The organism is Devosia sp. LjRoot3 (assembly GCF_964252865.1).
Classification (GTDB): domain Bacteria; phylum Pseudomonadota; class Alphaproteobacteria; order Rhizobiales; family Devosiaceae; genus Devosia.
On record NZ_CAXUPK020000004.1, the window covers coordinates 257,542 to 280,680 of the forward strand.

The 23,139-nt window shown below is 61.2% G+C and carries 27 protein-coding genes; 14 read left to right on the forward strand and 13 right to left on the reverse strand.

Annotated elements, in window-relative coordinates; genetic code table 11:
• Positions 1 to 42 precede the first annotated feature (42 nt).
• The 7 genes from typA (at position 43) to ACSQ2A_RS15925 (ending at position 7,454) form a co-directional block, all read left to right on the forward strand.
• Positions 43 to 1,857 (forward strand): translational GTPase TypA, encoded by a 1,815-nt coding sequence (typA, locus tag ACSQ2A_RS15895; RefSeq protein WP_295414438.1) that lies wholly within the window; start codon positions 43 to 45, stop codon positions 1,855 to 1,857.
• 86 nt (positions 1,858 to 1,943) lie between these two features.
• Positions 1,944 to 2,552, forward strand: a complete 609-nt coding sequence (locus ACSQ2A_RS15900; protein ID WP_436073019.1) for a DedA family protein — start codon at positions 1,944 to 1,946, stop codon at positions 2,550 to 2,552.
• 354 nt (positions 2,553 to 2,906) lie between these two features.
• Entirely contained in the window at positions 2,907 to 3,209 is a 303-nt protein-coding gene (locus ACSQ2A_RS15905) for a YggT family protein (protein ID WP_295413124.1), read from the forward strand.
• Entirely contained in the window at positions 3,190 to 3,516 is a 327-nt protein-coding gene (locus ACSQ2A_RS15910) for a DUF167 family protein (protein ID WP_436073020.1), read from the forward strand. The genes ACSQ2A_RS15905 and ACSQ2A_RS15910 overlap by 20 nt, the downstream gene beginning before the upstream one ends.
• A 75-nt stretch (positions 3,517 to 3,591) precedes the next feature.
• On the forward strand, positions 3,592 to 3,876 hold the full coding sequence (locus ACSQ2A_RS15915; protein ID WP_436073021.1) for a hypothetical protein: 285 nt from the start codon (positions 3,592 to 3,594) through the stop codon (positions 3,874 to 3,876).
• A gap of 202 nt (positions 3,877 to 4,078) precedes the next feature.
• Positions 4,079 to 6,223: a sodium-translocating pyrophosphatase gene (locus tag ACSQ2A_RS15920; protein ID WP_436073022.1), complete on the forward strand. Its 2,145-nt coding sequence runs from the start codon at positions 4,079 to 4,081 to the stop codon at positions 6,221 to 6,223.
• 679 nt (positions 6,224 to 6,902) lie between these two features.
• Positions 6,903 to 7,454, forward strand: a complete 552-nt coding sequence (locus tag ACSQ2A_RS15925; RefSeq protein WP_295413113.1) for a dihydrofolate reductase family protein — start codon at positions 6,903 to 6,905, stop codon at positions 7,452 to 7,454.
• 101 nt (positions 7,455 to 7,555) lie between these two features.
• On the opposite strand, the gene ACSQ2A_RS15930 is transcribed toward ACSQ2A_RS15925, so the two are convergent.
• The 5 genes from ACSQ2A_RS15930 to ACSQ2A_RS15950 form a co-directional block, all read right to left on the reverse strand.
• Positions 7,556 to 7,942 (reverse strand): VOC family protein, encoded by a 387-nt coding sequence (locus ACSQ2A_RS15930; RefSeq protein WP_436073023.1) that lies wholly within the window; start codon positions 7,940 to 7,942, stop codon positions 7,556 to 7,558.
• A gap of 28 nt (positions 7,943 to 7,970) precedes the next feature.
• Complete coding sequence (locus tag ACSQ2A_RS15935; RefSeq protein ID WP_436073024.1) at positions 7,971 to 8,570, reverse strand: RNA polymerase sigma factor; 600 nt, start codon at positions 8,568 to 8,570, stop codon at positions 7,971 to 7,973.
• A gap of 6 nt (positions 8,571 to 8,576) precedes the next feature.
• Complete coding sequence (locus tag ACSQ2A_RS15940) at positions 8,577 to 10,688, reverse strand: EAL domain-containing protein (protein WP_436073025.1); 2,112 nt, start codon at positions 10,686 to 10,688, stop codon at positions 8,577 to 8,579.
• A gap of 67 nt (positions 10,689 to 10,755) precedes the next feature.
• Positions 10,756 to 11,400 carry a chloramphenicol phosphotransferase CPT family protein gene (locus ACSQ2A_RS15945; RefSeq protein WP_436073026.1) on the reverse strand — a complete coding sequence of 215 codons (645 nt, stop codon included), beginning with the start codon at positions 11,398 to 11,400 and terminating at the stop codon, positions 10,756 to 10,758.
• Positions 11,401 to 12,624: an argininosuccinate synthase gene (locus ACSQ2A_RS15950; RefSeq protein WP_436073027.1), complete on the reverse strand. Its 1,224-nt coding sequence runs from the start codon at positions 12,622 to 12,624 to the stop codon at positions 11,401 to 11,403.
• Positions 12,625 to 12,749: 125 nt separating this feature from the next.
• Here ACSQ2A_RS15950 and ACSQ2A_RS15955 point away from each other — a divergent pair, with 125 nt between their 5' ends.
• The 4 genes from ACSQ2A_RS15955 to ACSQ2A_RS15970 are packed head-to-tail and all read left to right on the forward strand — an operon-like array spanning position 12,750 to position 15,211.
• Entirely contained in the window at positions 12,750 to 13,214 is a 465-nt protein-coding gene (locus ACSQ2A_RS15955; protein ID WP_436073028.1) for an Lrp/AsnC family transcriptional regulator, read from the forward strand.
• Between the two features lie 40 nt (positions 13,215 to 13,254).
• Entirely contained in the window at positions 13,255 to 13,713 is a 459-nt protein-coding gene (locus ACSQ2A_RS15960) for a hypothetical protein (RefSeq protein WP_436073029.1), read from the forward strand.
• A gap of 2 nt (positions 13,714 to 13,715) precedes the next feature.
• The gene (locus ACSQ2A_RS15965) at positions 13,716 to 14,363 is read left to right on the forward strand and encodes a LysE family translocator (RefSeq protein ID WP_436073030.1); all 648 of its coding nucleotides are present in this window, start codon (positions 13,716 to 13,718) and stop codon (positions 14,361 to 14,363) included.
• The gene (locus ACSQ2A_RS15970; protein WP_436073031.1) at positions 14,363 to 15,211 is read left to right on the forward strand and encodes a 23S rRNA (adenine(2030)-N(6))-methyltransferase RlmJ; all 849 of its coding nucleotides are present in this window, start codon (positions 14,363 to 14,365) and stop codon (positions 15,209 to 15,211) included. The genes ACSQ2A_RS15965 and ACSQ2A_RS15970 overlap by 1 nt, the downstream gene beginning before the upstream one ends.
• Positions 15,212 to 15,214: 3 nt before the next feature.
• Here the strand turns inward: ACSQ2A_RS15970 and ACSQ2A_RS15975 are convergent, their stop codons facing one another.
• From ACSQ2A_RS15975 to thpR, 5 genes are all read right to left on the reverse strand, one after another.
• A complete protein-coding gene (locus tag ACSQ2A_RS15975; protein ID WP_436073032.1) occupies positions 15,215 to 15,589 on the reverse strand; it encodes a restriction endonuclease in 375 nt (124 codons plus the stop codon).
• Positions 15,589 to 16,797 (reverse strand): 23S rRNA (adenine(2503)-C(2))-methyltransferase RlmN, encoded by a 1,209-nt coding sequence (gene rlmN, locus ACSQ2A_RS15980; RefSeq protein WP_436073033.1) that lies wholly within the window; start codon positions 16,795 to 16,797, stop codon positions 15,589 to 15,591. Before rlmN ends, ACSQ2A_RS15975 begins: the two co-directional genes overlap by 1 nt.
• Positions 16,798 to 17,236: 439 nt before the next feature.
• Positions 17,237 to 17,737 (reverse strand): invasion associated locus B family protein, encoded by a 501-nt coding sequence (locus ACSQ2A_RS15985; RefSeq protein WP_295413086.1) that lies wholly within the window; start codon positions 17,735 to 17,737, stop codon positions 17,237 to 17,239.
• 87 nt (positions 17,738 to 17,824) lie between these two features.
• On the reverse strand, positions 17,825 to 18,346 hold the full coding sequence (locus ACSQ2A_RS15990; RefSeq protein ID WP_295413085.1) for an invasion associated locus B family protein: 522 nt from the start codon (positions 18,344 to 18,346) through the stop codon (positions 17,825 to 17,827).
• Positions 18,347 to 18,565: 219 nt separating this feature from the next.
• Complete coding sequence (gene thpR / locus ACSQ2A_RS15995) at positions 18,566 to 19,105, reverse strand: RNA 2',3'-cyclic phosphodiesterase (RefSeq protein WP_295413082.1); 540 nt, start codon at positions 19,103 to 19,105, stop codon at positions 18,566 to 18,568.
• Positions 19,106 to 19,411: 306 nt separating this feature from the next.
• Here thpR and ACSQ2A_RS16000 point away from each other — a divergent pair, with 306 nt between their 5' ends.
• The 3 genes from ACSQ2A_RS16000 (at position 19,412) to ACSQ2A_RS16010 (ending at position 21,238) form a co-directional block, all read left to right on the forward strand.
• Positions 19,412 to 20,137 (forward strand): Bax inhibitor-1/YccA family protein, encoded by a 726-nt coding sequence (locus tag ACSQ2A_RS16000; protein ID WP_295413079.1) that lies wholly within the window; start codon positions 19,412 to 19,414, stop codon positions 20,135 to 20,137.
• A 98-nt stretch (positions 20,138 to 20,235) separates the two neighbouring features.
• On the forward strand, positions 20,236 to 20,733 hold the full coding sequence (locus ACSQ2A_RS16005; RefSeq protein ID WP_436073034.1) for an N-acetyltransferase family protein: 498 nt from the start codon (positions 20,236 to 20,238) through the stop codon (positions 20,731 to 20,733).
• A gap of 4 nt (positions 20,734 to 20,737) precedes the next feature.
• Positions 20,738 to 21,238 (forward strand): AAA family ATPase, encoded by a 501-nt coding sequence (locus ACSQ2A_RS16010; RefSeq protein ID WP_436073035.1) that lies wholly within the window; start codon positions 20,738 to 20,740, stop codon positions 21,236 to 21,238.
• Here ACSQ2A_RS16010 and ACSQ2A_RS16015 read toward each other — a convergent pair.
• The 3 genes from ACSQ2A_RS16015 to ACSQ2A_RS16025 form a co-directional block, all read right to left on the reverse strand.
• Positions 21,201 to 21,674, reverse strand: coding sequence for a GNAT family N-acetyltransferase (locus ACSQ2A_RS16015; protein WP_436073036.1), 474 nt, complete (start codon positions 21,672 to 21,674; stop codon positions 21,201 to 21,203). The genes ACSQ2A_RS16010 and ACSQ2A_RS16015 overlap by 38 nt on opposite strands.
• Positions 21,671 to 22,078: a DUF2794 domain-containing protein gene (locus tag ACSQ2A_RS16020; RefSeq protein ID WP_436073037.1), complete on the reverse strand. Its 408-nt coding sequence runs from the start codon at positions 22,076 to 22,078 to the stop codon at positions 21,671 to 21,673. The genes ACSQ2A_RS16015 and ACSQ2A_RS16020 overlap by 4 nt, the downstream gene beginning before the upstream one ends.
• A gap of 254 nt (positions 22,079 to 22,332) precedes the next feature.
• Positions 22,333 to 23,070 (reverse strand): DUF1223 domain-containing protein, encoded by a 738-nt coding sequence (locus tag ACSQ2A_RS16025; protein WP_436073038.1) that lies wholly within the window; start codon positions 23,068 to 23,070, stop codon positions 22,333 to 22,335.
• Positions 23,071 to 23,139 lie beyond the last annotated feature (69 nt).

Genomic DNA, 23,139 nt, shown 5'->3' on the forward strand with positions numbered 1-23,139 from the left:
TGCCTCTGGCGCCGCTGGACCATGCCCAACGCCCCGGTGCCCATGTCCCTGCGCAATATTGCCATCATCGCCCACGTTGACCACGGTAAGACTACCCTGATCGACGTCCTGCTCAAGCAGTCGGGCTCATTCCGCGAAAACGAGCGCGTTGAAGAACGCGCCATGGACAGCAATGATATCGAGCGCGAGCGCGGTATCACCATTCTGGCCAAGGTGACTTCCCTGCTCTGGAAGGACACCCGCATCAATATCGTCGACACGCCCGGCCACGCCGACTTCGGCGGTGAAGTCGAGCGCATCCTCTCCATGGTCGATGGCGTCGTCATCCTCGTCGACGCCGCTGAAGGCCCGATGCCGCAGACCAAGTTCGTGCTTGGCAAGGCGCTGGCCCAGGGCCTGCGTCCCATCGTTGCTATCAACAAGATCGACAAGTCCGACGAGCGCCACCTCGAAGTGCTCGAAGAGATTTTTGATCTGTTCATCGCCCTCGACGCGTCGCCCGAGCAGCTTGATTTCCCGGTTCTCTATGGTTCGGCCAAGCAGGGCTGGATGGCTGCTGAGCCGGAAGGTCCGAAGGAAAGCCTCGGGCCGCTGCTCGACAAGGTCATCGAACACGTGCCGGAGCCGAGCGTCGAAGAAGGCGCCTTCCGCATGCTGGTCACCACCATCGAGCGCAACCCGTTCCTCGGCCGCATCCTGACCGGCCGCATCACTTCGGGTTCTGTCAAGGCCAACGACCCCATCCACACGCTCAACCGTGAAGGCAAGGAAGTCGAAAAGGGCCGCGTTTCCAAGGTTCTGGCCTTCCGCGGTCTGGAACGCACCCCGGTCGATATCGGCGAAGCCGGCGACATCGTCGCCATTGCCGGTCTCGTCACCTCGACCGTGGCCGACACGCTCTGTGCCACTTCGGTGACCAAGCCGATCGAAGCCAAGCCGATCGATCCCCCGACCCTGTCGGTTACCTTCCGCATCAATGACGGCCCGCTGGCCGGCCGCGAAGGCGACAAGGTGCAGTCGCGCGTCATCCGTGAACGCCTGATGCGCGAAGCCGAAGGCAATGTCGCGATCCGCGTCACCCCCGGCGACGACAACGACTCCTATGACGTTGCCGGCCGCGGCGAACTTCAGCTCGCCGTTCTCATCGAAAACATGCGCCGCGAAGGCTTTGAGCTGACCATCGGTCGCCCCAAGGTTCTCATGCAGGACATCGATGGCGCCCGTCACGAGCCGATCGAAGAAGTCATCATCGACGTCGATGACGAATTCACCGGCGCCGTCGTGCAGAAGCTCACCGAGCGCAAGGGCGAACTGACCGATATGCGTCCGTCCGGCGTTGGCCGTACCCGTATCCAGCTGCTGGTTCCGACCCGCTCGCTGATCGGCTACCAGCCTGAACTCCTGTCGGATACCCGTGGCACGGCTATCTTTAACCGCCTGTTCCACTCCTTCGTGCCCTATAAGGGCGAACTGCCTGGCCGTCGCACCGGCGTCCTGATCTCGAACGGCACCGGCCAGTCCGTTGCCTTCGCGCTGTGGAACCTCGAAGACCGCGGCCCGATCATGATCGATGCCGGCGTCGACATCTATGAAGGCATGATCGTGGGCGAGCACTCCCGCGAGAACGACCTTGAAGTGAACGCGCTCAAGGGCAAGCAGCTCACCAATATCCGCACGACCTCCAAGGACGAAGCGGTGCGCCTGACGACCCCGAAGAAGCTGACCCTCGAACAGTCGCTCGGCTATATCGCCGAAGACGAATATGTCGAAGTGACGCCCAAATCGATCCGCCTGCGCAAGATCTGGCTTGATCCCAATGATCGCAAGCGCATGAGCCGCGCCGCCAAGTCGGCCTAAGAGTTTTCTTAAAACTCATCCGCGAATGTCACAGGAATGCCCGGCTTGTCCGGGCATTCTTTTAAGTCCAGTGCAAGGAGTGCCGCATGACCGATTGGATTATCCAGACCATTTCCGAACTCGGATATCTCGGGATCTTCCTCGTCATGCTCGCCGAATCGATCTTTCCGCCCATACCCTCGGAACTGATCATTCCCTTTGCCGGCTTCGCCGCCGCCAATGGCGACCTCAATCTTTTCGGCGTTCTCGCCGCAGCAACTATCGGCGCTGTTGTGGGCATGCTGCCCTGGTATTTTGCCGGCCGTCTTTTCGGGCTCGAACGGGTGCGCTATCTCGCCGATCGGTTTGGCCGGGTCATGGCCTTCAATGCCGATGAGATCGATGTCGCGGTCAAATGGTTTACGCGCTTCGGCCCGATCATCGTCCTCTTCGGCCGGCTGATCCCGCTGATCCGCACGCTGATTTCCATTCCCGCGGGCCTGTCGCGCATGAGCCTGCCGGTGTTCCTGCTCGCCTCGACTTCGGGCGCGCTGATCTGGAACACCTTTCTCACGCTCGCTGGCTATATCCTGCACGAGCATTACGAGGTCATCGAAGTCGTGCTCGATCCCCTGAGCTACATTGTCCTCGGCCTTGTGGTCCTGCTTTACCTCGTCAAGGTCGCGACCTGGAAGCCCAGCCAAGCCAAGGCCTGATGCAGTTCTGCCTCGCATTTTGCAACGCGCTTCGCATTTTGCGAAACGGCAAAGTAGGAAAAAGGCCAATCGTAACAGGTGCTTAATCTTTGCTCCCGGTTTTGCGGGGCCGCGCACTTGGCACGCTTCATGCAATGGAATTGGTGTCCGGACCCTTGTACTGCATACCGGATGTCAGTCATTTGGGCCCCGTATCGCTTGCCCGGTGCGGGGCTCCGGCTTTTTCTGGATCTTGCTGGTCGCGCTTCGGCGAGGGAAAACCGGTACCCACTTTTCCTCGAAGCGCTCGGGGTGGCCTTGTCGCCTTGCCACTAACCCACTAGATAACTCGGAACTTTTCTCGCGGAGACGCCCATGCGCGCCGTTCTCGATATTATCCTCATCCTGCTCCAGCTCTATTGGTGGGTCCTGCTCATCATGATCATCATGAGCTGGCTGATCTCCTTCAACGTGATCAATACCCGCAACCAGTTCGTCGAAGCGGTCTGGCGCGTGCTCAACCAGCTGACCGAACCGGTGCTGCGACCCCTCAGGCGCGTGCTGCCCAATTTCTCGGGCCTCGACCTCTCCCCGCTGGTGGCCTTCCTGATCATCTTCTTCATTCAGTCGATCATCGGCTACTATATCTATCCAGCCGTTGCCCGCGCCGGCATCTAGCTTCTTCCGATCGACGCCGGAGGGACTCTTATTGTTCCTCCGCGTCACGCCCAATGCCGGTCGTGATGCCATAGACGGCGTCGAGAGCCGCGACGATGGCACGTCCGTCCTCCGCCTTCGCGTCAGCGCCGTGCCCGACAAGGGCAAGGCCAATGCCGCAGTGATCGCACTGCTGAGCAAAACCCTCGGCATTCCAAAATCATCGATAGCCCTCGTCAGCGGCGAGACGGCGCGACAGAAAACCCTGCGCATCGCTCCGCAGACCGACGCGCTGCTGGCGCGCCTTGCCGCACTCTCCGACGCCTGAACGCCCTATTCAGGGCGAGTTCAGCGCGCCCGCGACAGTCTTGTGCAACGCCACCAGAACCGCAGGGGTTCTCAAATGCACAGGTTCCTTCTTGCCGCTCTCGCCCTGACCACGCTCTCCGCCGCCTTCGCCCCGCCAGCCTTTGCCATGAAGGGGATCGATGCCACGCGCTCATGCAATGCCCAGCCGAGCCGTTGCCGTGCGCATATCGACCCATCCGGCTCCGTCGTCATCTCGGTCGATGGCTACATCATCATCTGTCCGGCGCCTGATCAGGAATGCCATGTCGACGTCCGGCCTTCTCGCCTGACTGGCAAGGGCAGTGTCGCCGCACCCGCCGACCTGCCGTTCAGCCGCTAGTGCCCCACTCGCAATGCTCTGACAGGCCGCGACAAACCGCCACACTTTCCAATTGCTTAACCGAACAATCCCGGTAATCTTCCCCTTGGGAGGAGGTCCGCCGGAGGGCGGTTGCGGACCGGACAGGGGGCAAGTCGCACCCAAAAAGAGCTGGCCACGACCGGGGCGGGCCTCGAATCTTTTCATTCGAGGAACGGTTTTCATGGATCTGGCACTTTGGCTGATCGTCGCCTGCGGCGGTTTGGCTGTTGTTTATGGCATCGTCACCACGCAGGGCCTGCTCAAGGCTGACGCTGGTTCTGCCCGTATGCAGGAAATTTCCGCCGCCGTACGCGAAGGCGCTTCGGCCTATCTCAAACGCCAATATACCACCATCGCCATTGTCGGCGTGGTCATCCTCATTGCCGCCTGGCTGCTGCTGGGACCGCATGCGGCTATCGGCTTCCTCATCGGCGCCGTGCTCTCGGGCGCAGCCGGCTTTATCGGCATGAACGTTTCGGTGCGCGCCAATGTGCGCGTCGCCCAGGCCGCCATTTCGTCGCTCTCAAAGGGTCTCGACCTCGCCTTCAAATCAGGCGCCGTCACCGGCATGCTGGTCGCGGGCCTCGGCCTCCTTGGCGTGACGCTTTATTTCATCATCCTCACCGGCATGGGTAATGCGCCGACGAGCCGCGTCGTCATCGACTCGCTCGTGGCTCTCTCCTTCGGCGCTTCGCTGATTTCCATCTTCGCCCGTCTCGGCGGCGGCATTTTCACCAAGGGTGCTGACGTCGGCGGCGACATGGTGGGCAAGGTCGAAGCCGGCATTCCGGAAGACGACCCGCGTAACCCCGCCACCATCGCCGACAATGTGGGCGATAACGTTGGCGATTGCGCCGGCATGGCCGCTGACCTTTTCGAAACCTATGTGGTCACCATCGTTGCCACCATGGTGCTGGCAGCAATCATCCTGCCCGAGGCGCTGAAACTCACCGGCATGGTGCTGCCCCTCGCCATTGGCGGGGCCTGCGTTATCACTTCCATCATCGGCACCTATTTCGTCAAACTCGGCAGCGACAACAACATCATGGGCGCGCTCTACAAGGGCGTCATAGCCTCGGGCGTCCTGTCTCTTGTCGCCCTCTTGCCGGTGCTCTGGCTGCTCTTTGGCGATATGAATCTGGCCATCGAAACATCAGACAAGACCTTTACGCCCTGGCACCTCTTCTGGTGCGGCGTCACCGGCCTCGTCATCACCGGTCTCATCATCGTCATCACCGAATACTATACCGGCACCAATCGCCGCCCGGTCAATTCCATCGCCGAAGCCTCGGTCACGGGCCACGGTACCAACGTCATCCAGGGCCTTGCCGTGTCGCTGGAATCGACCGCCCTGCCGGCTCTGGTCATCATCGCCGGCATCATCGTCACCTATTCGCTGGCCGGCCTTTTCGGCATCGCCTTCGCGGTGGCAACCATGCTGGCTCTCGCCGGCATGATCGTGGCGCTCGACGCCTTTGGCCCCGTCACCGACAATGCCGGCGGCATTGCCGAAATGGCGGGACTCGACAAGGAAGTGCGCCACAATACCGACGCGCTCGACGCGGTGGGCAATACCACCAAGGCCGTCACCAAGGGCTATGCCATCGGTTCGGCCGGCCTCGGGGCCCTGGTGCTCTTTGCCGCCTATACGCAGGACCTGATCTACTTCTCGTCCCTGCCTGATGCGCCGGCCATCTTTGCCGGCATGGGCGCGCTCACCTTCTCGCTGGCCGACCCATACGTCGTCGTCGGCCTCCTCTTCGGTGGTCTGCTTCCGTTCCTCTTCGGCGGCATGTCCATGACTGCCGTTGGCCGCGCCGCCCAGTCGGTCGTGGTGGAAGTGCGCCGCCAGTTCAAGGAAAAGCCGGGTATCATGCTTGGCACCGACAAGCCTGATTATGGCCGTGCCGTCGACATGCTCACCAAAGCCGCGATCAAGGAAATGATCGTCCCCTCGCTGCTGCCGGTGCTGTCGCCGATCCTCGTTTTCTTCCTCATCAACTGGATCGCCGGCCCCGCCGCCGGCTTCTCGGCCCTCGGCGCCATGCTGATGGGTGTCATCGTCACCGGCCTCTTCGTCGCCATTTCCATGACCGCCGGCGGCGGCGCCTGGGACAATGCCAAGAAGAGCTTTGAGGACGGTTTTACCGACAGCCACGGCGTCAAGCATTTCAAGGGCTCGGACGCCCACAAGGCCTCCGTCACCGGCGACACCGTCGGCGACCCCTACAAGGACACGGCCGGCCCGGCCGTCAATCCGATGATCAAGATCACCAATATCGTGGCACTGCTGCTGCTGGCCGTGCTGGCGCATATGGGTGGCTAGGCAGACGCAGTCTGCACTGAATTGAAGAAGAAGGCCCGGGAGCAATCCCGGGCCTTTTCGATGGTTTGGGGGGATATGCCAAAGAACTTATCCCCGCCCCCTCCACTCCGTCATAAAATCAAAAAATTCCCCGCACGGGACGGAGTCGAGACGGACGGCTGCGGGGATGCTGAGCGCACGGGACCGTTCCCGTGTGGGTTCGGGGGCTGGCCGCATGCGACGAGCGATCAAGTGCCGCTAAAAGTCTTGTCCAAAAAACTTCGAACTGTGCCGCAGGCAAAATCGCTCCAGTGGAGCGATTTTAAGAGAGAAGGCCATGTGAGCTATGCTCACATGGCGGGCCCCGAGGCGGTTTCGTCTCACTCACTAAAATACTCAGGGGCGAAGGCGCCTCGGGGTCCGTTCCTTTTGCAAAAACCTGACGCGGAGACGCGGGCAGGGTGGTGGTGCTTCCTATCCACCGGCTGTCACCCCGGCTGAGGCCAGGGCCCATCCTGTGATGGCTTGGTCCGCAGCAGTCGCACATGCGGGAGATCGATCCGGTGTACGCCGGGGCGACAATCAGTGGAAGAGCGCTACCAGCGGGGCAAAAAAACCAAAACAAAAATTGTCGAACTTTCACTTCCTCATTCGTCGCAGCAACGATCGGGCAGGGGGCCCGAGAAAGAAGGGACATACAATGCGTAAAGTGATTGCCGGCCTCTTTCATTCTGTCGATGGCGTTGTCGAGGCGCCCAACGAGTTTCAGTTCGATTCCTTCGATGATGAGCTGGGCCAGGAAATGGGCACCATCATGGGCAATATCGGCACCGTGCTGATGGGGCGGGTGGGCTATTCCGAATGGGCGGGTTATTGGCCCAATGCGAGCCAGGACCTCGATTTTGCCGGCTTCATCAATGGCGTCGAAAAATTCGTCGCTTCGGAAACCTTGAAGCCGTCCGAGGTGAGCTGGACCAATGCCAGCCTGATCGAGGGCGATTTCCTCGACTTTGTCCGCGCGCTCAAGGCAGGCGAAGGCAGCGACGTCTGCGCCATGGGTGGCATTTCGCTGGTGCGACAGCTGGTCTTTGCCGGGTTGATGGATGAATTGACGCTGATCACCCACCCGGTCATCGCCGGCAAGGGGCGGCACCTGTTCGAGCCGGGTGATCCGACGACGCGCCTCGAACTGGTCCGTGCCCGCACCACCTCAAAGGGCAATGTAGTGCAGGTCTATCGGCGGCTGGCCTGATGCCAACCCAAACGCGGTGTCATCCCCGCGAAAGCGGGGATCTCTGTTTCAGGCGAAGAGAGATTCCCGCTTTTGCGGGAATGACGTCGTGGGAGAGCAGGTCAGCCCTTCACCGATCGCGGCAGTTCGCCCGATTGCCAGAGGCCGAGACCAAAGCCATCCGGGTCCAGAAAGTCGGCGCTCCAGCCGCCGGGGGCTTCGGAAACGGGCGTGACGATATTGACGCCCTTTTGCGCCAGTTCCCCCACCACGTCGTCGATGCCGCCTTCGTCCAGTTCAAAGACGATGGCCGGCGTGTCGCCGCGCTTGCCGTCCTGCTGGAAGAAGATCAGATCTGGGCCCTTCTCGATGCTGCCTTGCAGCCAGAAGGGCTCGGCACCCTCCATGCGCTCGAGCCCAAGGCCCAGCGTTTCGTTATAGAAACTTTCGGTGCGAAGGATGTCGCTGACGTAAAAGACAATGCTGACATTCTTGGGTTTGAGGCTCATGACAGGCTCCAATACTGGTTACATCACCCTATTGCCGCGGCGTGTCATTTTGTGAGCGCTTTACCAGAAAAAGATGGCCGTCCGGATCATGGCTCGCAAAAACCCCGCCATGGCGGAGGAGCGCGGGCAGGAGCACGTCGCGGATGCGGCCATAGGCCAAGTCCAGGCTAAGCCCGGTCAATTCCTCGGGCGCTGCCAGATTTTTGGCGGTCAGATGCCGTTTCAGCGCCGAAACTCGCTGGCGCAGGGCGGTATCGGGCAGGTGGAGCAGATAGGCGATTTCACGCCGGTTATGCCCGGTCAGTACCAGGGCTGCCAAAATGCGCAAAGCCGGGGGAAGGCCGGCCAGAACATCGTCCGGTTTGGCGTCACTGGTTTTTGCGTCCGGCGCCCGGGCCGCCTGCCAGGCGGTTTCCCGGCCTTTTCGACGTCGTGCCGTGCGCGCCTCCATGCGGGCGCGGTTGCGCACGACGGCGGTGAGCCAGCGGGCATTGTCGGGGTTTTCGATATCGCTGCGGCCCGCGGCGATGGCCGAGATCAGCGCCTCCTGCACCACATCTTCCGCCTCGGCGGGCGTGTGCTCCCGGGCGGCGATGGAGAGCAGCTGCGTGTAAAGGCGGCCGCGCATTTTGGCTCAAGAAGCCTTGGCCAGAGCGATTTCTGCGTGAAGCAGGTTCGCCAATGCCGCGCCGGAAATGGGGGGAGAAAACAAGAAGCCCTGCACCTCGGAAACGCCTTGGGCGCGCACCAGCGCCAGCTGTTCCTCGGTTTCGACGCCTTCCACCGTGGTCGACATCCCCAGCGACTGGCCGAGCCCGATCACGGCGCGAATGATCGCCTGGCTGTCGGCGCGGCTGGCGAGATCGCGAATGAAGGAGCGGTCGATCTTGATCTTGTCGAAGGGGAAGGAGCGCAGATAGGAGAGCGAAGAATAGCCGGTGCCAAAATCGTCCATGGAAATGCGCACGCCCATGGCGCGCAGTTCGTGCAGGGCCTTGAGTGTCGACTCGCTGTCGGTAAGAAGCAGGCTTTCGGTGATTTCGAGTTCGAGCCGGCTGGGGTCGAGCCGCGCATTGCTGAGCGCCCGGCGGACCTGGGTGACGAGGTCGCGCTGGCGGAACTGCACCGGCGAGAGATTGACGGCGATGCGCACGGTTTTGGGCCAGCTGGCAGCGGTGCTGCAGGCCTCGTTCAGTACCCATTGACCGATGGCCGAAATCAGCCCGGTTTCCTCGGCCACGGGCACAAATTCGGCCGGTGACACGGTGCGGCCCTCAAAATCCCAGCGCAGCAGGGCTTCGACGCAGGTGACGCGGTTTTCCGCAAGGCCGAGGAGGGGCTGGTACATCAGGCGGAATTCGTTGCGGCTCAGCGCCAGACGCAGCCCCGCCTCGATCAGGCGCCGCTGTTGCAGTTCGGCATCCATGCCGGTCTCGAAGAAGTGGTAGGTCGAGCGGCCTTCGCTTTTCGCCTTGTAGAGCGCGAGATCGGCATTTTTCACCAGCGTATCGGTGGTCAGGCCATCACCGGGCCCGACGGCGATGCCGACGCTGGCGCCGATCTCGATCTGCTGGCCGCGGATATTCATCGGTGCGCCCATGGCCTTGATGATGCGGTCGGCAATGCGTGCCGCGGCATCGGCGCTGTCGATGGGACGCAGCAGCAGGGCAAATTCGTCGCCGCCGAGGCGGGCGAGCAGATCGCTTTCCCGCGTCGTGCCCCAAAGGCGTACTGCGGCCTGCTTGATCACCTCGTCACCCACGGCATGGCCGAGCGTGTCGTTGACGGCCTTGAAGTGGTCGAGGTCGATATAGAGCACCGCCGCCATTTCGCCGCGCTTCAACCCGGCCTCGGTACGGGCCATTTCCTCGAGGAATTCGGCACGGTTGGGCAGGTCGGTCAGCGCGTCGTGGCGGGCGAGATGGTGGATACGCGCTTCGTTCTGTCGCTGCTCGGTAATGTCTTCGTGTGTGGACACCCAGCCGCCATCCTTCATCGGATGGTGCTGCATCAGGATGATGCGGCCGTTGAGCTCGTGAACGTTCTTGCCATATTCGCGCTTGGCGATGACCTCGCGGCGCCAGAGAATATAGTCTTCGCGATCCCCGCCGGCGCTCATGCCTCCATCGAAGAGGTGCCCCAGAATGTCTTCAAGCTGTGCACCAGGCCGGACGAATTCATCCGGCAGATTGTAGATGCGCGAATAGGGCTCGTTGCAGATGACCAGACGCCCCTTGGCGTCCATCATGCACAGGCCAATGGAAATGTTGTTCACGGCCGCGTCGAGCCGGATATTCTGGCGTTCGAGCTCGAGCTTGCGCTTCTGCACCGTCTCGGACATCTGGATTTCGTCGGTGACGTCTTCATGCGTCACAACCCAGCCGAGCTTTTCGGAATAGACATGGGCGGTCTCGACGATGCGCCCGCCATAGACCACTTCCTGGCTTTTGGTGCGCATGCCGCCGCGATTGGAGAGCAGGTCGCTCGTATAGGTTTCGTAGAAAGCGTCAGGGCTCTGGCCGGGGTGATTGCCGAGCCTATGCGAGAGGTGAACCACCTCTTCGAGCGTCATGCCCTTTCTTATGGCGTCTTCGGAAAAGCCGTAGAATTCGCGGTAATTCTTGTTCCACATGACCAGCCGGAATTGCGGCGACCAGACACAAAAACCATAGGGGATGTTTTCCAGCGCTGCGTCGAGCAGCAGCGCGTCAGCGACGTCGGTCGTGCCAGCGTCCAGTTCCCCCATCAATCCCCTCGGTGTCATTGCTTTCATGACGCTTTGGTGAAGCTAAAGGCAGGGGCTTAACGCAGACTTAAGTCGATGACGCGGATGAATTCCTGCCCAGGCGTGCAAGGACGGTTTGGGCTGGGGGCGCGGCGAGCAGGGAGGCTACCCGAGCGGCGCCGTCTTCGGACGTCAGCCGCCCCATATCGAGCCGCAGGTCATAGGTCTTGTCGCGGTGCACGGCGTCCTGCCAGCGCAATACTGGTGGTGGCGCCGTATCTCCCGTCGCGTAAAAGCCGCCCTTGGGATCGGCATTGCGGCGGCGCATGATCTCGTCGAGGTCGCAGTCGATGCCGATCAACACGGCTCCAAGCGGGCCAAGGGTCGATGCGGCGCGGTCGAGAATGCCGATGGGCGCCGAATAATCCTCGTGCATGCCGAGGTCGGCTACAATGTCGAAGCCAGACTGCGCCTGAAGGCGAATGGTTGCGAAGAGTAGGTCATAGAGCTTTGCTACGGCCGGTTCGAGGTCCGGCCGTTCGCCACCGGGGCGAAGACCGATACCGGGCATGAGGGCAGGTGGCAGGGCCGCCATGAAACTGTCGACACCGGTATTGAGCCAGGTGCCGGGAACGGTCGTCTGGATCGCCCGGGCAAGACTGGATTTGCCCGAGCGCGGAGCGCCATTGAGAATGACGACGCGCCCAGTGCGCGGCGCGTCGCCGGAAGCCATTTAGCTGTTCGCCTTCTTGTTGCGAGCGGCCCAGGTTTTCAAACGCAGGCCATTGAGCCGGATAAAGCCGGCTGCGTCCTTGTGGTCATAGGCCACTGCGCCTTCTTCGAAGGTGACAAGGTCCATCGAATAGAGCGAATTGGCCGATGAGCGGGCGATCACCGATGCCGAACCCTTGTAGAGTTTTACGGTCACTTCGCCCGAAACATATTCCTGGCTCTTGTCGATCAGGGCCTGCAGCATTTCGCGCTCGGGCGAGAACCAGAAGCCGTTGTAAATCAGCTCGGCATACTTCGGCATCAGCTCATCCTTGAGATGAGCTTCGCCGCGGTCGAGCGTGATCGATTCGATGCCACGATGCGCGACGAGGAGGATCGAGCCGCCGGGGGTCTCGTAGAGGCCGCGTGACTTCATGCCGACGAAACGGTTTTCGACGAGGTCGAGACGGCCGACGCCATGCTTGCCGCCGAGCTCGTTGAGCTTGGTGAGCAGCGCAGCCGGCGACAACTTGACGCCATTGACCGAGACCGGGTCGCCCTTTTCATAGCCGATGGTGATGATTTCGGGCTCGTTCGGGGCCTTTTCCGGGTCGACCGTGCGCTGGGCGACATAGTCGGGGGCCGGCACTGCCGGGTCTTCCAGCACCATGCCTTCGGACGACGTGTGCAGGAGGTTGGCGTCGACGGAGAAGGGGGCCTCGCCGCGCTTGTCCTTGGCGATCGGGATCTGATTGGCTTCGGCATAGGCGAGGAGTTGGGTGCGCGAGCGCAGGTCCCATTCGCGCCAGGGCGCGATCACCTTGATCGAGGGATCAAGGGCATTGGCGGTCAGCTCGAAGCGGACCTGGTCATTGCCCTTGCCGGTGGCGCCATGGGAAATGGCGTCGGCGCCGGTTTCCTGAGCGATTTCGACAAGGCGCTTGGCGATCAGCGGACGGGCAATGGAGGTGCCGAGCAGGTACTGGCCTTCATAGACTGTATTGGCGCGGAACATCGGGAAGACGAAATCGCGCACGAACTCTTCGCGCAGGTCTTCGATGCGGATGTCCTTGATGCCGAACATTTCGGCTTTCTTGCGCGCCGGTTCCAGCTCTTCGCCCTGGCCGAGGTCAGCGGTGAAGGTCACCACTTCGCAATTGTAGGTCTCCTGCAGCCATTTCAGGATGATGGAGGTGTCGAGGCCGCCCGAATAGGCCAGCACGACCTTCTTGATTTCATTCGCCATGATGTCGTCCCAAGATCAGATGGTGACAGGATAGGCCACCACGTACGCAATAATCTTGCGATCATCGCAAGCTTTTGTCATTTTCTGGCAGATTGTGCCAATTTCGAGATAGGCGGCTGCGGAAAATGCCAGAAATGCTCGACGCTATCGATCGCCGTATCCTGAAAGCATTGCAGCGCAATGGCCGCATGTCCAATGTGGAATTGGCCAATGAGGTCGGGTTGTCGCCTTCCCCCTGCCTTCGCCGGGTCAAACTGCTCGAGGAAAATGGCGTCATTGACCAGTATGTTGCCGTGCTCAACGGGCAGAAGTTGGGCCTGGGGCTGACGGTCTTTGCGCGCATCTGGTTCAAGACCCAGGATGCTGAGACGACAAACCAGTTCGCCGAAACGGTGCGAAGCTACCCCGAAGTGGTAGAATGTTATCTGACGACTGGGGAGTGTGACGCGATCATGCGGATCGTCACGACCGATCTGCACGCATATTGGCGCTTTCAATCGGACTATCTAATGCGCATCCCGAGCGTGCAAAGCGTCAAAACCGATGTGCCCATGGAGACTATCAAGGCTGGGCGAGCCTTGCCGGTTTAGCTAAGGTGTCGGCATTTGCAGATCAACGATGAGTAGCCCTATGGATTTCACGGATCCAATTCAAAGCATCGCACTCGTCGTTACAGTGCTGGCGTCGGTATGGGCCGCACAGTCCGCTATTACAAGCGGTTGGCAATATGCGAATAGCCTACGAGACGCCGTCATTATGGGGAAGCTGCAGGGTGTAGCGATCACTGCCGAACATGCGCGCTTAATCCGTGACAACGACTATCGTTCGGCCTTTATTGGTCTAGTGATGTCGTCCTTCGCATTCTCCATTTTGTTGATCTATATAGGCGCATTCGCACTCGCAAACGGTGTCGATTTCGGCAGCTGGAATTTCCGAATTGTGGGCGGTTGGCAGTTTGCGGCAGTCGGCGTAATCGGCCTCGTCGTTGGTTTCATGCACCTATTCCGGGCAATAGGCACTGTGACTTTTTATGGCTCCGAGCATCGCGTCATGACAAAAGCCATAGAAGCCAGAGAGACAGCAACCTGACCATGTCTACCTTCATTCCTGACCTGCCCGTTATTTTGGCTTTTGCGCTGGCGACTGTGATACTCGCCATCACGCCCGGCCCCGATATGGCGCTGCAACTGAGCCGCGCCATCAATTATGGCCGTGCCCATGGCGTAGCGGCCATGCTCGGTGCCATGGCCGGTATTCTGGTGCACACGACCCTCGTGGCGTTCGGCATTTCGGTGCTGATCATTGCGGCGCCGCCCCTCTTCCTGGCGCTAAAAATCGTCGGCGCGCTTTATCTGCTGTGGCTGGCCTATCAGGCCATCGTGCATGGCGGTGGGCTGCGGATCGCCGAGGCGGCCAAGAAGCCGCCGACAGTGCGCCAGAGTTTTGCAACTGGCCTTGGCATCAACTTGCTCAATCCCAAGGTGGTGCTGTTTTTCGTGACCTTCCTGCCGCAATTCGTCGATGCGCATGATCCCGGTGCGACCTCGAAGCTGTTCTTCCTCGGCTTTGAATTCGTGCTGCTCTCGATCCCCCTCGGGCTCGTCACGGTGCTGGCGGCCGACTGGCTGGCTGCGGCGTTCAAGCGGAGCAAGTGGGTCGAGCGTATTTTGAACTGGAGCTTTGCGGCGATCTTCACTGCCTTTGCCGCCACCATTCTCACGGCACAGGCGCGCCACTGATGAACTATCGTCACGTCTTCCACGCCGGCAATTTTGCCGATGTGGTCAAGCACACCATTCTCACCCGCATTCTCACCTACTTCATGCGAAAGGATGCGCCTTTTCGCGTCATTGATACCCATGCCGGTGTCGGGCTCTATGATCTCAAGGGCGACAAGGCGGAAAAGACCGGAGAATGGGTTGATGGCATCGGTCGCCTGATTGATCGCGGTCTGCCCCAGCCGGCTCAGGACCTTTTGGCGCCCTATCTCGGCGCGGTTCGCGCGCAGAATCCTGATGGAAATCTGCGCTTCTATCCCGGCTCGCCGCTGATCACGCGACACATGCTGCGCCAGCAGGATCGGCTGATGGCGCTTGAACTGCATCCGGTGGATGTCGAAGCGTTGCGCGAGAATTTTGCCGGCGATTTTCAGGTCCGCGTGACGCATGTCGATGGCTGGCAGGCCCTTGGCACACACCTGCCGCCCAAGGAAAAGCGTGGTCTCGTCCTCATCGACCCGCCGTTTGAGGAGCGGAATGAATTCGAGCGCATGGCGCAGAACCTGATCAAGGCACACAAGCGTTGGCCGACCGGGCTCTATGCCCTGTGGTATCCGATCAAGGATCCCGAGCACGTCGCCGATTTCGTCGACATGCTCGCGGAAGCAGGCATCCCCAAAATCCTGCGGCTCGAGCTGAAGATACGTGCGGCATCGCTCCCGCCGCGCCTCCATGGCACCGGCATGATCGTCATCAATCCGCCCTTCGTGCTCGAAGAAGAAATGCGGGTGCTGATGCCCGTGCTTTCTGATGTGCTGAGCGACGAGGGCAGGGGGCGCTGGACGATTGACTGGGTGGCGGGGGAATAGCGCCTAGCGCTCCTTTCTGGATTCCCGCCGTTCCTTCGTCATACGCGTCGGTGCATGGAAGCCGGGAGGCTTGGTTTGCACGCAGGCGATGAAAGCAGAAATCTCCGGATCGACCTTGAGGCTTTCGACGTCTGCCAACCGCTTAGCCAGCTCGGTTTCCGAAAACCGGGCATGAATGGCGCTGTGGCAGATCTGGTGGAGGCGCACCGTGCCCATATGCGTGCCGCCCTTGAGGCGGGGCGTCAGGTGGTGGCGGCTGGATTTGGCGCCGGGGGGAATGGGTCTGCCGCAAAGTGGGCAGGTGGACGGAGCGCGCCGGGCTGCCGCTGCCTCGACGGCAGCGATGGCTTGTTCGACGCGCCGCGCCGAAGGTTTCATCAGACGCCGGCGAGGGCGTCACGATCCTTCTTGGAAAGGCGTTCGCTCTCGCTCTTGAGCTGGCCGCAGGCGGCAAAAATGTCGCGGCCGCGCGGGGTGCGGACGGGGGAGGCATAGCCGGCGCGGTTGACGATATCGGCAAAGCGCTCGATGCGGCTCGAGGGCGAGGTGCCATAGTTCGAACCCGGCCAGGGGTTGAACGGGATCAAATTGATCTTGGCGGGGATGCCGGCGAGGAGCCGCACCAGTTCCTTGGCTTCTGCATCGGAATCGTTGATGCCGTCGAGCATCACATATTCGAAGGTGATGCGGCGGGCATTGGAAAGGCCGGGATAGTTGCGGCAGGCTTCCAGCAGCTCCTTGAGCGGCCACTTCTTGTTGATCGGCACCAAGACGTCGCGCAGGTCGTCGCGTACGGCGTGGAGCGAAATAGCCAGCATGACGTCGATCTCGCTGCCGGTCGGGCCGATATAGGGCACGACGCCGGAGGTCGAAAGCGTGATGCGGCGCTTGGAAATTGACATGCCATCACCGGCCGAAGCGATGAGCAGGGCCTGCTTGACGTTCTCGTAATTGTAGAGCGGCTCGCCCATGCCCATCATCACGATATTGGTGATGGCGCGGCTCTCGCCGCCCGGCACGAGGCCGCCGTCATCGGGGCGCGAACCCCCGGGGAAGTCACCAAGGCGCTCGCGGGCCATGAGGATCTGTCCCAGGATTTCGCCTGCGGTCAGGTTGCGGACGAGCTTCTGCGTTCCGGTGTGGCAGAAGGAGCAGGTCAGCGTGCAGCCCACTTGGGACGAGACACAAAGTGTCCCGCGGTCACTTTCGGGGATGTAGACGGTTTCGACTTCCACGGCCGGAAAGTTCGGGTTCTGCGGATCGCGAAAGCGAAAGAGCCACTTGCGGGTGCCGTCGACGGAAACCTGTTCGGTGACGATTTCCGGGCGATCGAGAATAAATGTATCGGCCAGCTTCTGGCGCACTGGCTTGGCCACATTGGTCATGCGGTCGAAATCGGTGACGCCGTTCACATAGAGCCAGTTCCAGAGCTGGCTCGAGCGCATGCGGCCTTCCTTTTCGCCCACCACGTCATTGGCGACGAGCGCCTCGGCGAGCTGCGCCTTGGAAAGGCCGATCAGCGACGGCCGCGCGGCCGCCTGAGGGCGGATGGCGGTCGAATGGTCAAGGTTCAGCGCGATGCTCATGGCGGCTCAAAAAAGGTCAGAAATGCGGGAAGTCCGCGGCCAATAGCATATGGGCACGAAAAACACAAAGTCACGCCCGCGGGAGGCGGCTTTGCGAATCGCGCAAGACACACTGTCCAGCACTTTTGCCCTGAACACGTCTCCGCGTCAGGTTTTTGTAAGTGGAACGGACCCCGAGGCGTTCTCGCCCCTGAGTATTTTGATTAGTGAGACGAAACCGCCTCGGGGAGCTGATTTTTTGGACAGAACTTTTAGCGGCACTTGATCGCTCGTCGCATGCGGCCAGCCCCCGAACCCACACGGGAACGGTCCCGTGCGCTCAGCATCCCACGCAGCCGTCCGTCTCGACTCCGTCCCGTGCGGGGAATTTTTTGATTTTATGACGGGATGGAGGGGGCGGGGATAAGCTGGATAAGTTGGCGCTTCGGCCAGTGGCCGATCAGCACTCGGCGCCGATGGCCTGCTGCGCCGCGGTGGCGCCGGAGAGTGAATAGTTCTGGATCACCTGGGTGCCGGCGGCGTTGACGCCCTGTACGGTCAGGGCGGAACCGGCGCGGATGGCGGCGGCGAGCGCGGCGGACTGGCCGGAATCATCGAGCCAGGCAGCGTCGCCCTGGGTGAAGAGCGCAAAGCTCTGGCCGCCGACGCTGATCGTCGCGACCGAACCGGTCTGGAACGTGTAGCCGGCGACGATATTGATCTCGCTGACGACATCCTCGCCGGGGCGATTGGTGATGTAGAGATAGCCCTGGCCTTCGGCTGCCGGGTCCGAGGTCTTGGGCTTGGTCATGGCAAAGCAGATCGTGCCCGACCCGTCGTCAGCCGCGTAGCTCGACCAGTCCCGAAAATCCCCCAGCACCCGTGCCGACTGCGCCAGCGCCGGAAGCGCGGTGGCAAGAACCAGGGCGAGGGCGAGAGCGGATTTTTTTCCAAGGGTCATGGATGGGAAACTCGCGGGGTAGGATGGGCAGCGGGCCAAAGCCCGGCGCCCTTTATGGTCTAAATGCAGGAGTGGGCAAAGCCCAAATCACTTGCAGGCGGCGTCGATGGCGTTCATCGCGGCGGTGGCACCGGACAGCGAATAGGTGTCGGTGGTATTGGTACCGCGCTGCGATGTGCCCTTGATCAGGAGTTGGCTGCCGGCCTTGAAGGCGGAAACGAAGCCTGCTTCGTCGCCGGTGGAGGCGAGCCAGGCGGCCGAACCTTCGGTGACCATGGGATAGGACTTTCCGTCCACCGAGGCGCTGGCATTGGCCGCGGTCGCATTGAACGGATAGCCGATCAGGGTCTGGACTTCGTTCTTGGTGCCGAGGCCCTTGCGATGGATGATCATGAAGTGGATCGGATCGCGATTGGCGCCCGCGGGTTCCGACTTCGTCGGGGTGGCCGAAATGTAGCAGATCTGGCCGCTGGCATCGGTTGCCTGCCAGGCGCTCCAGGCGTTGAACGAGCCCAGTTCGGTGGCTTGCTGCGCCTGGGCGGCCGCTGCAAAAGTCACAAGGGCAGTTACCGCGAGTCCAAAAACGAGACCACCGGTCTTTGTCTTCATTGCCAATTCTTCCTCTTTTCGCTGCCAGTCCGCGGGGGATGCGTCCGCCCAGCATGCCGCAAACATGGTTACCAAGCTGTCAAGCGGGGCCGTCATGCACCGCTTTTGCCTCAAATGCTCGGCAAAGGCGGCGGCAATTTGGCAGGTGCGCGGCACGAAGCCCCGCTTTGAACCCGAACGGTTAAAACGAGGCTAACGCTTGCGTGAGCAGAAGCGGCTTCAGGCGGCGAGGGGATAGGTCTCTTCCACCACATAGGGGCCGCCACCCACCGAATCCCGGCTCGAAAAGAGCGCGAAGCGGGGCACCGAAAAGCTCAGGGGTTCGAAGCGGCCTGCTTCGGCAATAAAGCGGGCCACATCTTCAGCGGCCGTACCGCGCAACCGCGCAAGGCTGACATGGGGGACGAACTTGCGCCCGTCGGGGGGCAGGCCGGCGCGCTGCAACATGCGCTCATGGGCTGATTGCAGGCGATTGAGCGCTTCGCTCGGCTCGACCCCGGCATAGAGGGCACGCGGCTTGTCGCCGCCAAAAGTCCCAAGATGGGTGAGCCGGATCGGAAAGCTCAGGCTTTCGCTGAGATAGTCGAGATTATCCACGACCTCATTGGCGGTCTGCTTGTCGACATCGCCGATGAACCTGAGGGTGATGTGATAGTTTTCCGGTTCGATCCAGCGCGCGCCATTGAGGCCGCCGCGCTTCAGCGACAGGGCAAAGCCGATGTCGGAGGGGATTTCGAGGCCGGTAAAAAGCCGGGGCATGGCAGGTCTCCCAGGCAGGAGCGATGGAATCTTGCGCAAAAGCGCGTCGCGATCTCAAGGATTCGCTTCCGGCGCTTTAGCTCCTTGTTTTTACGCATGTCCTTGTCCCGAAACCGATACCCGCTTTCGGGGAACATGCTCTGGAGCCTAACACAATCGGGTCATCTGGCCAGTCACAGATGTCGCAACGTTCCGTTTCGCCTTGTAAATCAACAGGTCCGAATCCATATTTGCACTCAAGTGGCAAAAGCCAATTGCCCCCGGCGGTGATATCGACCGCGATTTTCCAAGGGAAAGGGAATTAGAATGGCTGAATATGACCGTCAGACCCTCGGTGCGCGGGCCGGCTCGGCCTTGGCCATCGACGAGGGCCTTCGCAGCTATATGCTGCGCGTCTACAATTACATGGGCCTTGGCCTGGTGGTAACCGGCCTTGTGGCCTATTTCACCAGCCAGTGGGCCATGTCGAGCCAGGCGAATGCCGAGCTGCTTTATGCAAGCCCGCTTGCCTGGGTGATCATGCTCTCCCCGCTGGCCTTTGTGCTGGTGCTGAGCTTTGGCATCAACAAGCTCTCGGTTGGCGCCGCACAGGCCATTTTCTGGGCCTTTGCCGCCGTCATGGGCCTGTCGCTGTCCTCGATCTTCCTCGTCTATACCGGCGCCTCGATCGCCAAGGTGTTCTTCATCACCGCCGCTACCTTCGGCGCGATGAGCCTTTATGGCTACACCACCAAGCGCGACCTGACCGGCATGGGCAATTTCCTGATGATGGGCCTGATCGGCATCATCATCGCCTCGATCGTCAATATCTTCATGCAGTCCTCGATGATGGATTTCATCATCTCGGTCGTCGGCGTGCTGATCTTCACCGGTCTGACCGCCTATGACACCCAGAAGATCAAGGAAAGCTATTCGGACGCCTATGGCGCCGACGTCATGGCCAAGAATGCCATCATGGGCGCCCTGTCGCTCTACATGGACTTCATCAACCTGTTCCTGATGCTCCTGCGCCTGTTCGGCAATCGCGAGTAATCAGCAGGTTCCTTGATCCAGGAATCAAGGAATTTGGTTGGACTGATATTCGGACCGCAGCTTACAAAGGCTGCGGTCCTTTTCTTTTGTAAGCCGCAATGTCCGATTTTTCCCTCCGCCCGTTTTCCTGGTCCGATGTTCCCGCCATCACCGCGATCTATCGCCACTATGTCGAGAACACCGCCATCACCTTCGATACCGAAGCGCCGGGCGAGGAAGGCATTGCGGAGAAATATGCCGGCCTCTTGAAACTGGGTCATCCGGTCATCATCGCCGAACGCGCCGGCAAGGTGCTGGGCTATGCCTATGCGAGCTTTTATCGCCCCCGCGCCGCCTATCGTTTCACCTGCGAGGATTCGATCTATCTCGATCCCACCGAGACCGGGAAGGGTCTGGGCAAGGCGCTGCTGACCGAATTGCTGGTGCAATCGAAAGCACATGGTTTCAAGCAGATGCTGGCGGTGATCACGGCTGACACCGCCAATTCCATCGCCATCCACGAAAAATTCGGGTTCGAGCATGTCGGCTACTACAAGTCGGTGGGCCTGAAATTCGATCGCTGGCACGATATCGTGCACCTGCAAAAGGCGCTTTGAAGCGGTGGCCCTGCTCACGCTGATGGTGGGCCTGCCCGGTTCGGGCAAGACGACGCGGGCCAAGGCGCTGGCAGCGGAGACTGGCGCCCTGCGCCTGACGCCGGACGAGTGGCAGACGCGGCTTTTTGCCGACGACATGCATCACCCCGACCACGACCTGCGGCACAACACAGTGGAAGCGATCATGTGGGATGTCGCGGCTCATATCCTGGCAGGTGGTGGCGACGTCATCCTCGATTTCGGCTTTTGGAGCCGGGCCGAGCGGGTCGACTTTGCGCAGCGGGCGCGGGCGCTCGGGGCGGATTGCCGCGTGCAGTTTGACCACATACCGCTCGAGGAGCTGGAGCGCAGGATTGCCGGGCGCAATGAAGGGGCGGAAGGGGGCCATTTCGTCATTCCGGTGACGACATTGCGCGAGTGGGCGAAACTTTTCGAGGCGCCTGACGCCGCCGAACTGGCCGGAAATTTCAGCCCGCCAGCACCTTCTTCATCGGATAGCCATTGACCACACGGCCACTTGCCTGCGGGCCGTCGAGGTGCCAGCCGGCGCGCTCGTAAAAGCGCTGGGCGGTGGCCGTCGCTTCAAGCCGCCCCTCTTCAAATCCGAGAGCGCGCAATTCGGCCTCGAGCCGCGCCAGCAATGCCTTGCTAAGCCCAAGAAAGCGCATGTCCGGGGCCACATAGTTGAGGGCGATTTCGCCGGTGCGCGTCACGGCGCCGACAGCGCCAGTCACGCCCGCCGCCTCGGCGACGAACATCAAGAGATTGGCATTGGTCAGCATGGTGGCCACGCCTTCTGGCGACTTGTTGCGCGTCCAGGCGGCAATCGCGGTGGGATCATTGCCGTGATCGGCAGCGCAGAGCTCGATGATGGAGGCCGTCAGAATGCGGCTCATGGCCGGCACGTCGTCCGGCTCCGCCGGGCGAACGAGAATGCTCATCCAACCACGGCCAGATCGGGATCGAGTACGCGCAGGACCTGCGTGAGGTCGTGGCCGCGCTTGAGGATGCGGCCCTGCTGGTTGGTGACCATGTATTGGCCCTGCTTGGCGCGCAGTTTCGGGTTTTTCTCGACCACGAAAAGCGGGCGTTCGGAGACGCGGGCATAGATGGAGAAGAGCGCGCGATCCTTGAGAAAATCCATGGCGTAGTCGCGCCACTCACCTTGTCCGACCTTGCGGCCATAGACCGAAAGTATCTGCATCAGTTCGCGGCGGTCGAAGGCGACGATGGGCTGGACGGGGCGGGCCGGCTGGTTCTGCGGTTCGCCCACATGCACCAGCGACAGATTGGCCAGAGACTCATTTGGCTGACGACCCTGCACGCGACCTCCACCGAGATTCATGTCATCGGACAGTCATGATCGGCATATTCCGATGGCTTGGCAAGGACGAAAAAATCCAATTTCGGCCACGATTCGTCCCTCAAGACGCCCAATTGGCCGGGCATCTTTTCACCATTGCCTCCAGCGGCTGGCAACCGGACCGACCGAGCCCCCAACCATGACGTCCGGTTGCCAGTCTCCTATCTGACCTCCAAGTCAGTCACGCCTGCTCCAAGCCCCCGGAGCAGGCGTTTTCTTTTGTACCTGACGGCCCCCTACGGCTCGTAGGCGCCGGCGGCGAGAATGGCGCCGGGCAGGCCGCCGCGCTCCTGCTGCACGACAATGGCGATGCCGGTATTGGCCGCGCCCAAAACTTCGCCGAGCGGCAGCTTCAGTTCCGCCCCGGTCTCGCTCTCCCACATGCCCAGTACCTGCCGTCCGGTCACCACCTGGGTATAGACCATGGACTTGCCGGCATTGTCGCCACTGTCGATCTTGACGTCGGCGCGGTTCATATAGGTCACGAGCCAGACGACGGCGTCGGAGAAATCGGCCTTGGGAGGCACGGAAATTTTTAGCATGTCGCCGCTGAGCGTCAGGTCCATGGCGAGCGGCAGGCTGGCGCGGTCGACGGCCTGCTGCACCTCATTGCGGCGCGAGCCGACCACGGCCTTGGCGCCATTGACGACAATCTGCGGAGTATAGATGCGCGAGGAGCCCCAGCTCTTGGCATAGGCGCGCTGGCGGTCGGAATAGGCCTCCTGGGCAAAAGTGTCCTTCCACCCCACATAGTCCCAATAGTCGACGTGAAAGGCGAGGGCGACGACATCGTCGCGTTCGGCAAGGGCGGTCAGCAGCGCATCGGCCGGCGGGCAGGACGCGCAACCCTGGCTCGTGAACAATTCCACCACGGCCTTGGGTTCTATGTGCTGCTCCTCGGACGAGGCGCCGCCAAGCACAACAAAATTAGCCGCCAGCGCGAATGCGAGGCCGATGAGGGGTCTTGAGATCATGGGCAAGGTTGTATTCTGGCCCAACGCCCACTGCCTAGTCAAAAGAGGGTGAGAAGGGGTGGATTCCCC

What these genes read in the sequence shown, in the direction of transcription:
- typA (WP_295414438.1), top strand. Translation starts at nt 43, where the DNA reads ATGTCCCTGCGCAATATTGCCATCATCGCCCACGTTGACCACGGTAAG.
- ACSQ2A_RS15900 (WP_436073019.1), top strand. Translation starts at nt 1,944, where the DNA reads ATGACCGATTGGATTATCCAGACCATTTCCGAACTCGGATATCTCGGG.
- ACSQ2A_RS15905 (WP_295413124.1), top strand. Translation starts at nt 2,907, where the DNA reads ATGCGCGCCGTTCTCGATATTATCCTCATCCTGCTCCAGCTCTATTGG.
- ACSQ2A_RS15915 (WP_436073021.1), top strand. Translation starts at nt 3,592, where the DNA reads ATGCACAGGTTCCTTCTTGCCGCTCTCGCCCTGACCACGCTCTCCGCC.
- ACSQ2A_RS15920 (WP_436073022.1), top strand. Translation starts at nt 4,079, where the DNA reads ATGGATCTGGCACTTTGGCTGATCGTCGCCTGCGGCGGTTTGGCTGTT.
- ACSQ2A_RS15925 (WP_295413113.1), top strand. Translation starts at nt 6,903, where the DNA reads ATGCGTAAAGTGATTGCCGGCCTCTTTCATTCTGTCGATGGCGTTGTC.
- ACSQ2A_RS15930 (WP_436073023.1), bottom strand. Translation starts at nt 7,942, where the DNA reads ATGAGCCTCAAACCCAAGAATGTCAGCATTGTCTTTTACGTCAGCGAC.
- ACSQ2A_RS15935 (WP_436073024.1), bottom strand. Translation starts at nt 8,570, where the DNA reads ATGCGCGGCCGCCTTTACACGCAGCTGCTCTCCATCGCCGCCCGGGAG.
- ACSQ2A_RS15940 (WP_436073025.1), bottom strand. Translation starts at nt 10,688, where the DNA reads ATGGGGGAACTGGACGCTGGCACGACCGACGTCGCTGACGCGCTGCTG.
- ACSQ2A_RS15945 (WP_436073026.1), bottom strand. Translation starts at nt 11,400, where the DNA reads ATGGCTTCCGGCGACGCGCCGCGCACTGGGCGCGTCGTCATTCTCAAT.
- ACSQ2A_RS15950 (WP_436073027.1), bottom strand. Translation starts at nt 12,624, where the DNA reads ATGGCGAATGAAATCAAGAAGGTCGTGCTGGCCTATTCGGGCGGCCTC.
- ACSQ2A_RS15955 (WP_436073028.1), top strand. Translation starts at nt 12,750, where the DNA reads ATGCCAGAAATGCTCGACGCTATCGATCGCCGTATCCTGAAAGCATTG.
- ACSQ2A_RS15960 (WP_436073029.1), top strand. Translation starts at nt 13,255, where the DNA reads ATGGATTTCACGGATCCAATTCAAAGCATCGCACTCGTCGTTACAGTG.
- ACSQ2A_RS15965 (WP_436073030.1), top strand. Translation starts at nt 13,716, where the DNA reads ATGTCTACCTTCATTCCTGACCTGCCCGTTATTTTGGCTTTTGCGCTG.
- ACSQ2A_RS15970 (WP_436073031.1), top strand. Translation starts at nt 14,363, where the DNA reads ATGAACTATCGTCACGTCTTCCACGCCGGCAATTTTGCCGATGTGGTC.
- ACSQ2A_RS15975 (WP_436073032.1), bottom strand. Translation starts at nt 15,589, where the DNA reads ATGAAACCTTCGGCGCGGCGCGTCGAACAAGCCATCGCTGCCGTCGAG.
- rlmN (WP_436073033.1), bottom strand. Translation starts at nt 16,797, where the DNA reads ATGAGCATCGCGCTGAACCTTGACCATTCGACCGCCATCCGCCCTCAG.
- ACSQ2A_RS15985 (WP_295413086.1), bottom strand. Translation starts at nt 17,737, where the DNA reads ATGACCCTTGGAAAAAAATCCGCTCTCGCCCTCGCCCTGGTTCTTGCC.
- ACSQ2A_RS15990 (WP_295413085.1), bottom strand. Translation starts at nt 18,346, where the DNA reads ATGAAGACAAAGACCGGTGGTCTCGTTTTTGGACTCGCGGTAACTGCC.
- thpR (WP_295413082.1), bottom strand. Translation starts at nt 19,105, where the DNA reads ATGCCCCGGCTTTTTACCGGCCTCGAAATCCCCTCCGACATCGGCTTT.
- ACSQ2A_RS16000 (WP_295413079.1), top strand. Translation starts at nt 19,412, where the DNA reads ATGGCTGAATATGACCGTCAGACCCTCGGTGCGCGGGCCGGCTCGGCC.
- ACSQ2A_RS16005 (WP_436073034.1), top strand. Translation starts at nt 20,236, where the DNA reads ATGTCCGATTTTTCCCTCCGCCCGTTTTCCTGGTCCGATGTTCCCGCC.
- ACSQ2A_RS16015 (WP_436073036.1), bottom strand. Translation starts at nt 21,674, where the DNA reads ATGAGCATTCTCGTTCGCCCGGCGGAGCCGGACGACGTGCCGGCCATG.
- ACSQ2A_RS16020 (WP_436073037.1), bottom strand. Translation starts at nt 22,078, where the DNA reads ATGAATCTCGGTGGAGGTCGCGTGCAGGGTCGTCAGCCAAATGAGTCT.
- ACSQ2A_RS16025 (WP_436073038.1), bottom strand. Translation starts at nt 23,070, where the DNA reads ATGATCTCAAGACCCCTCATCGGCCTCGCATTCGCGCTGGCGGCTAAT.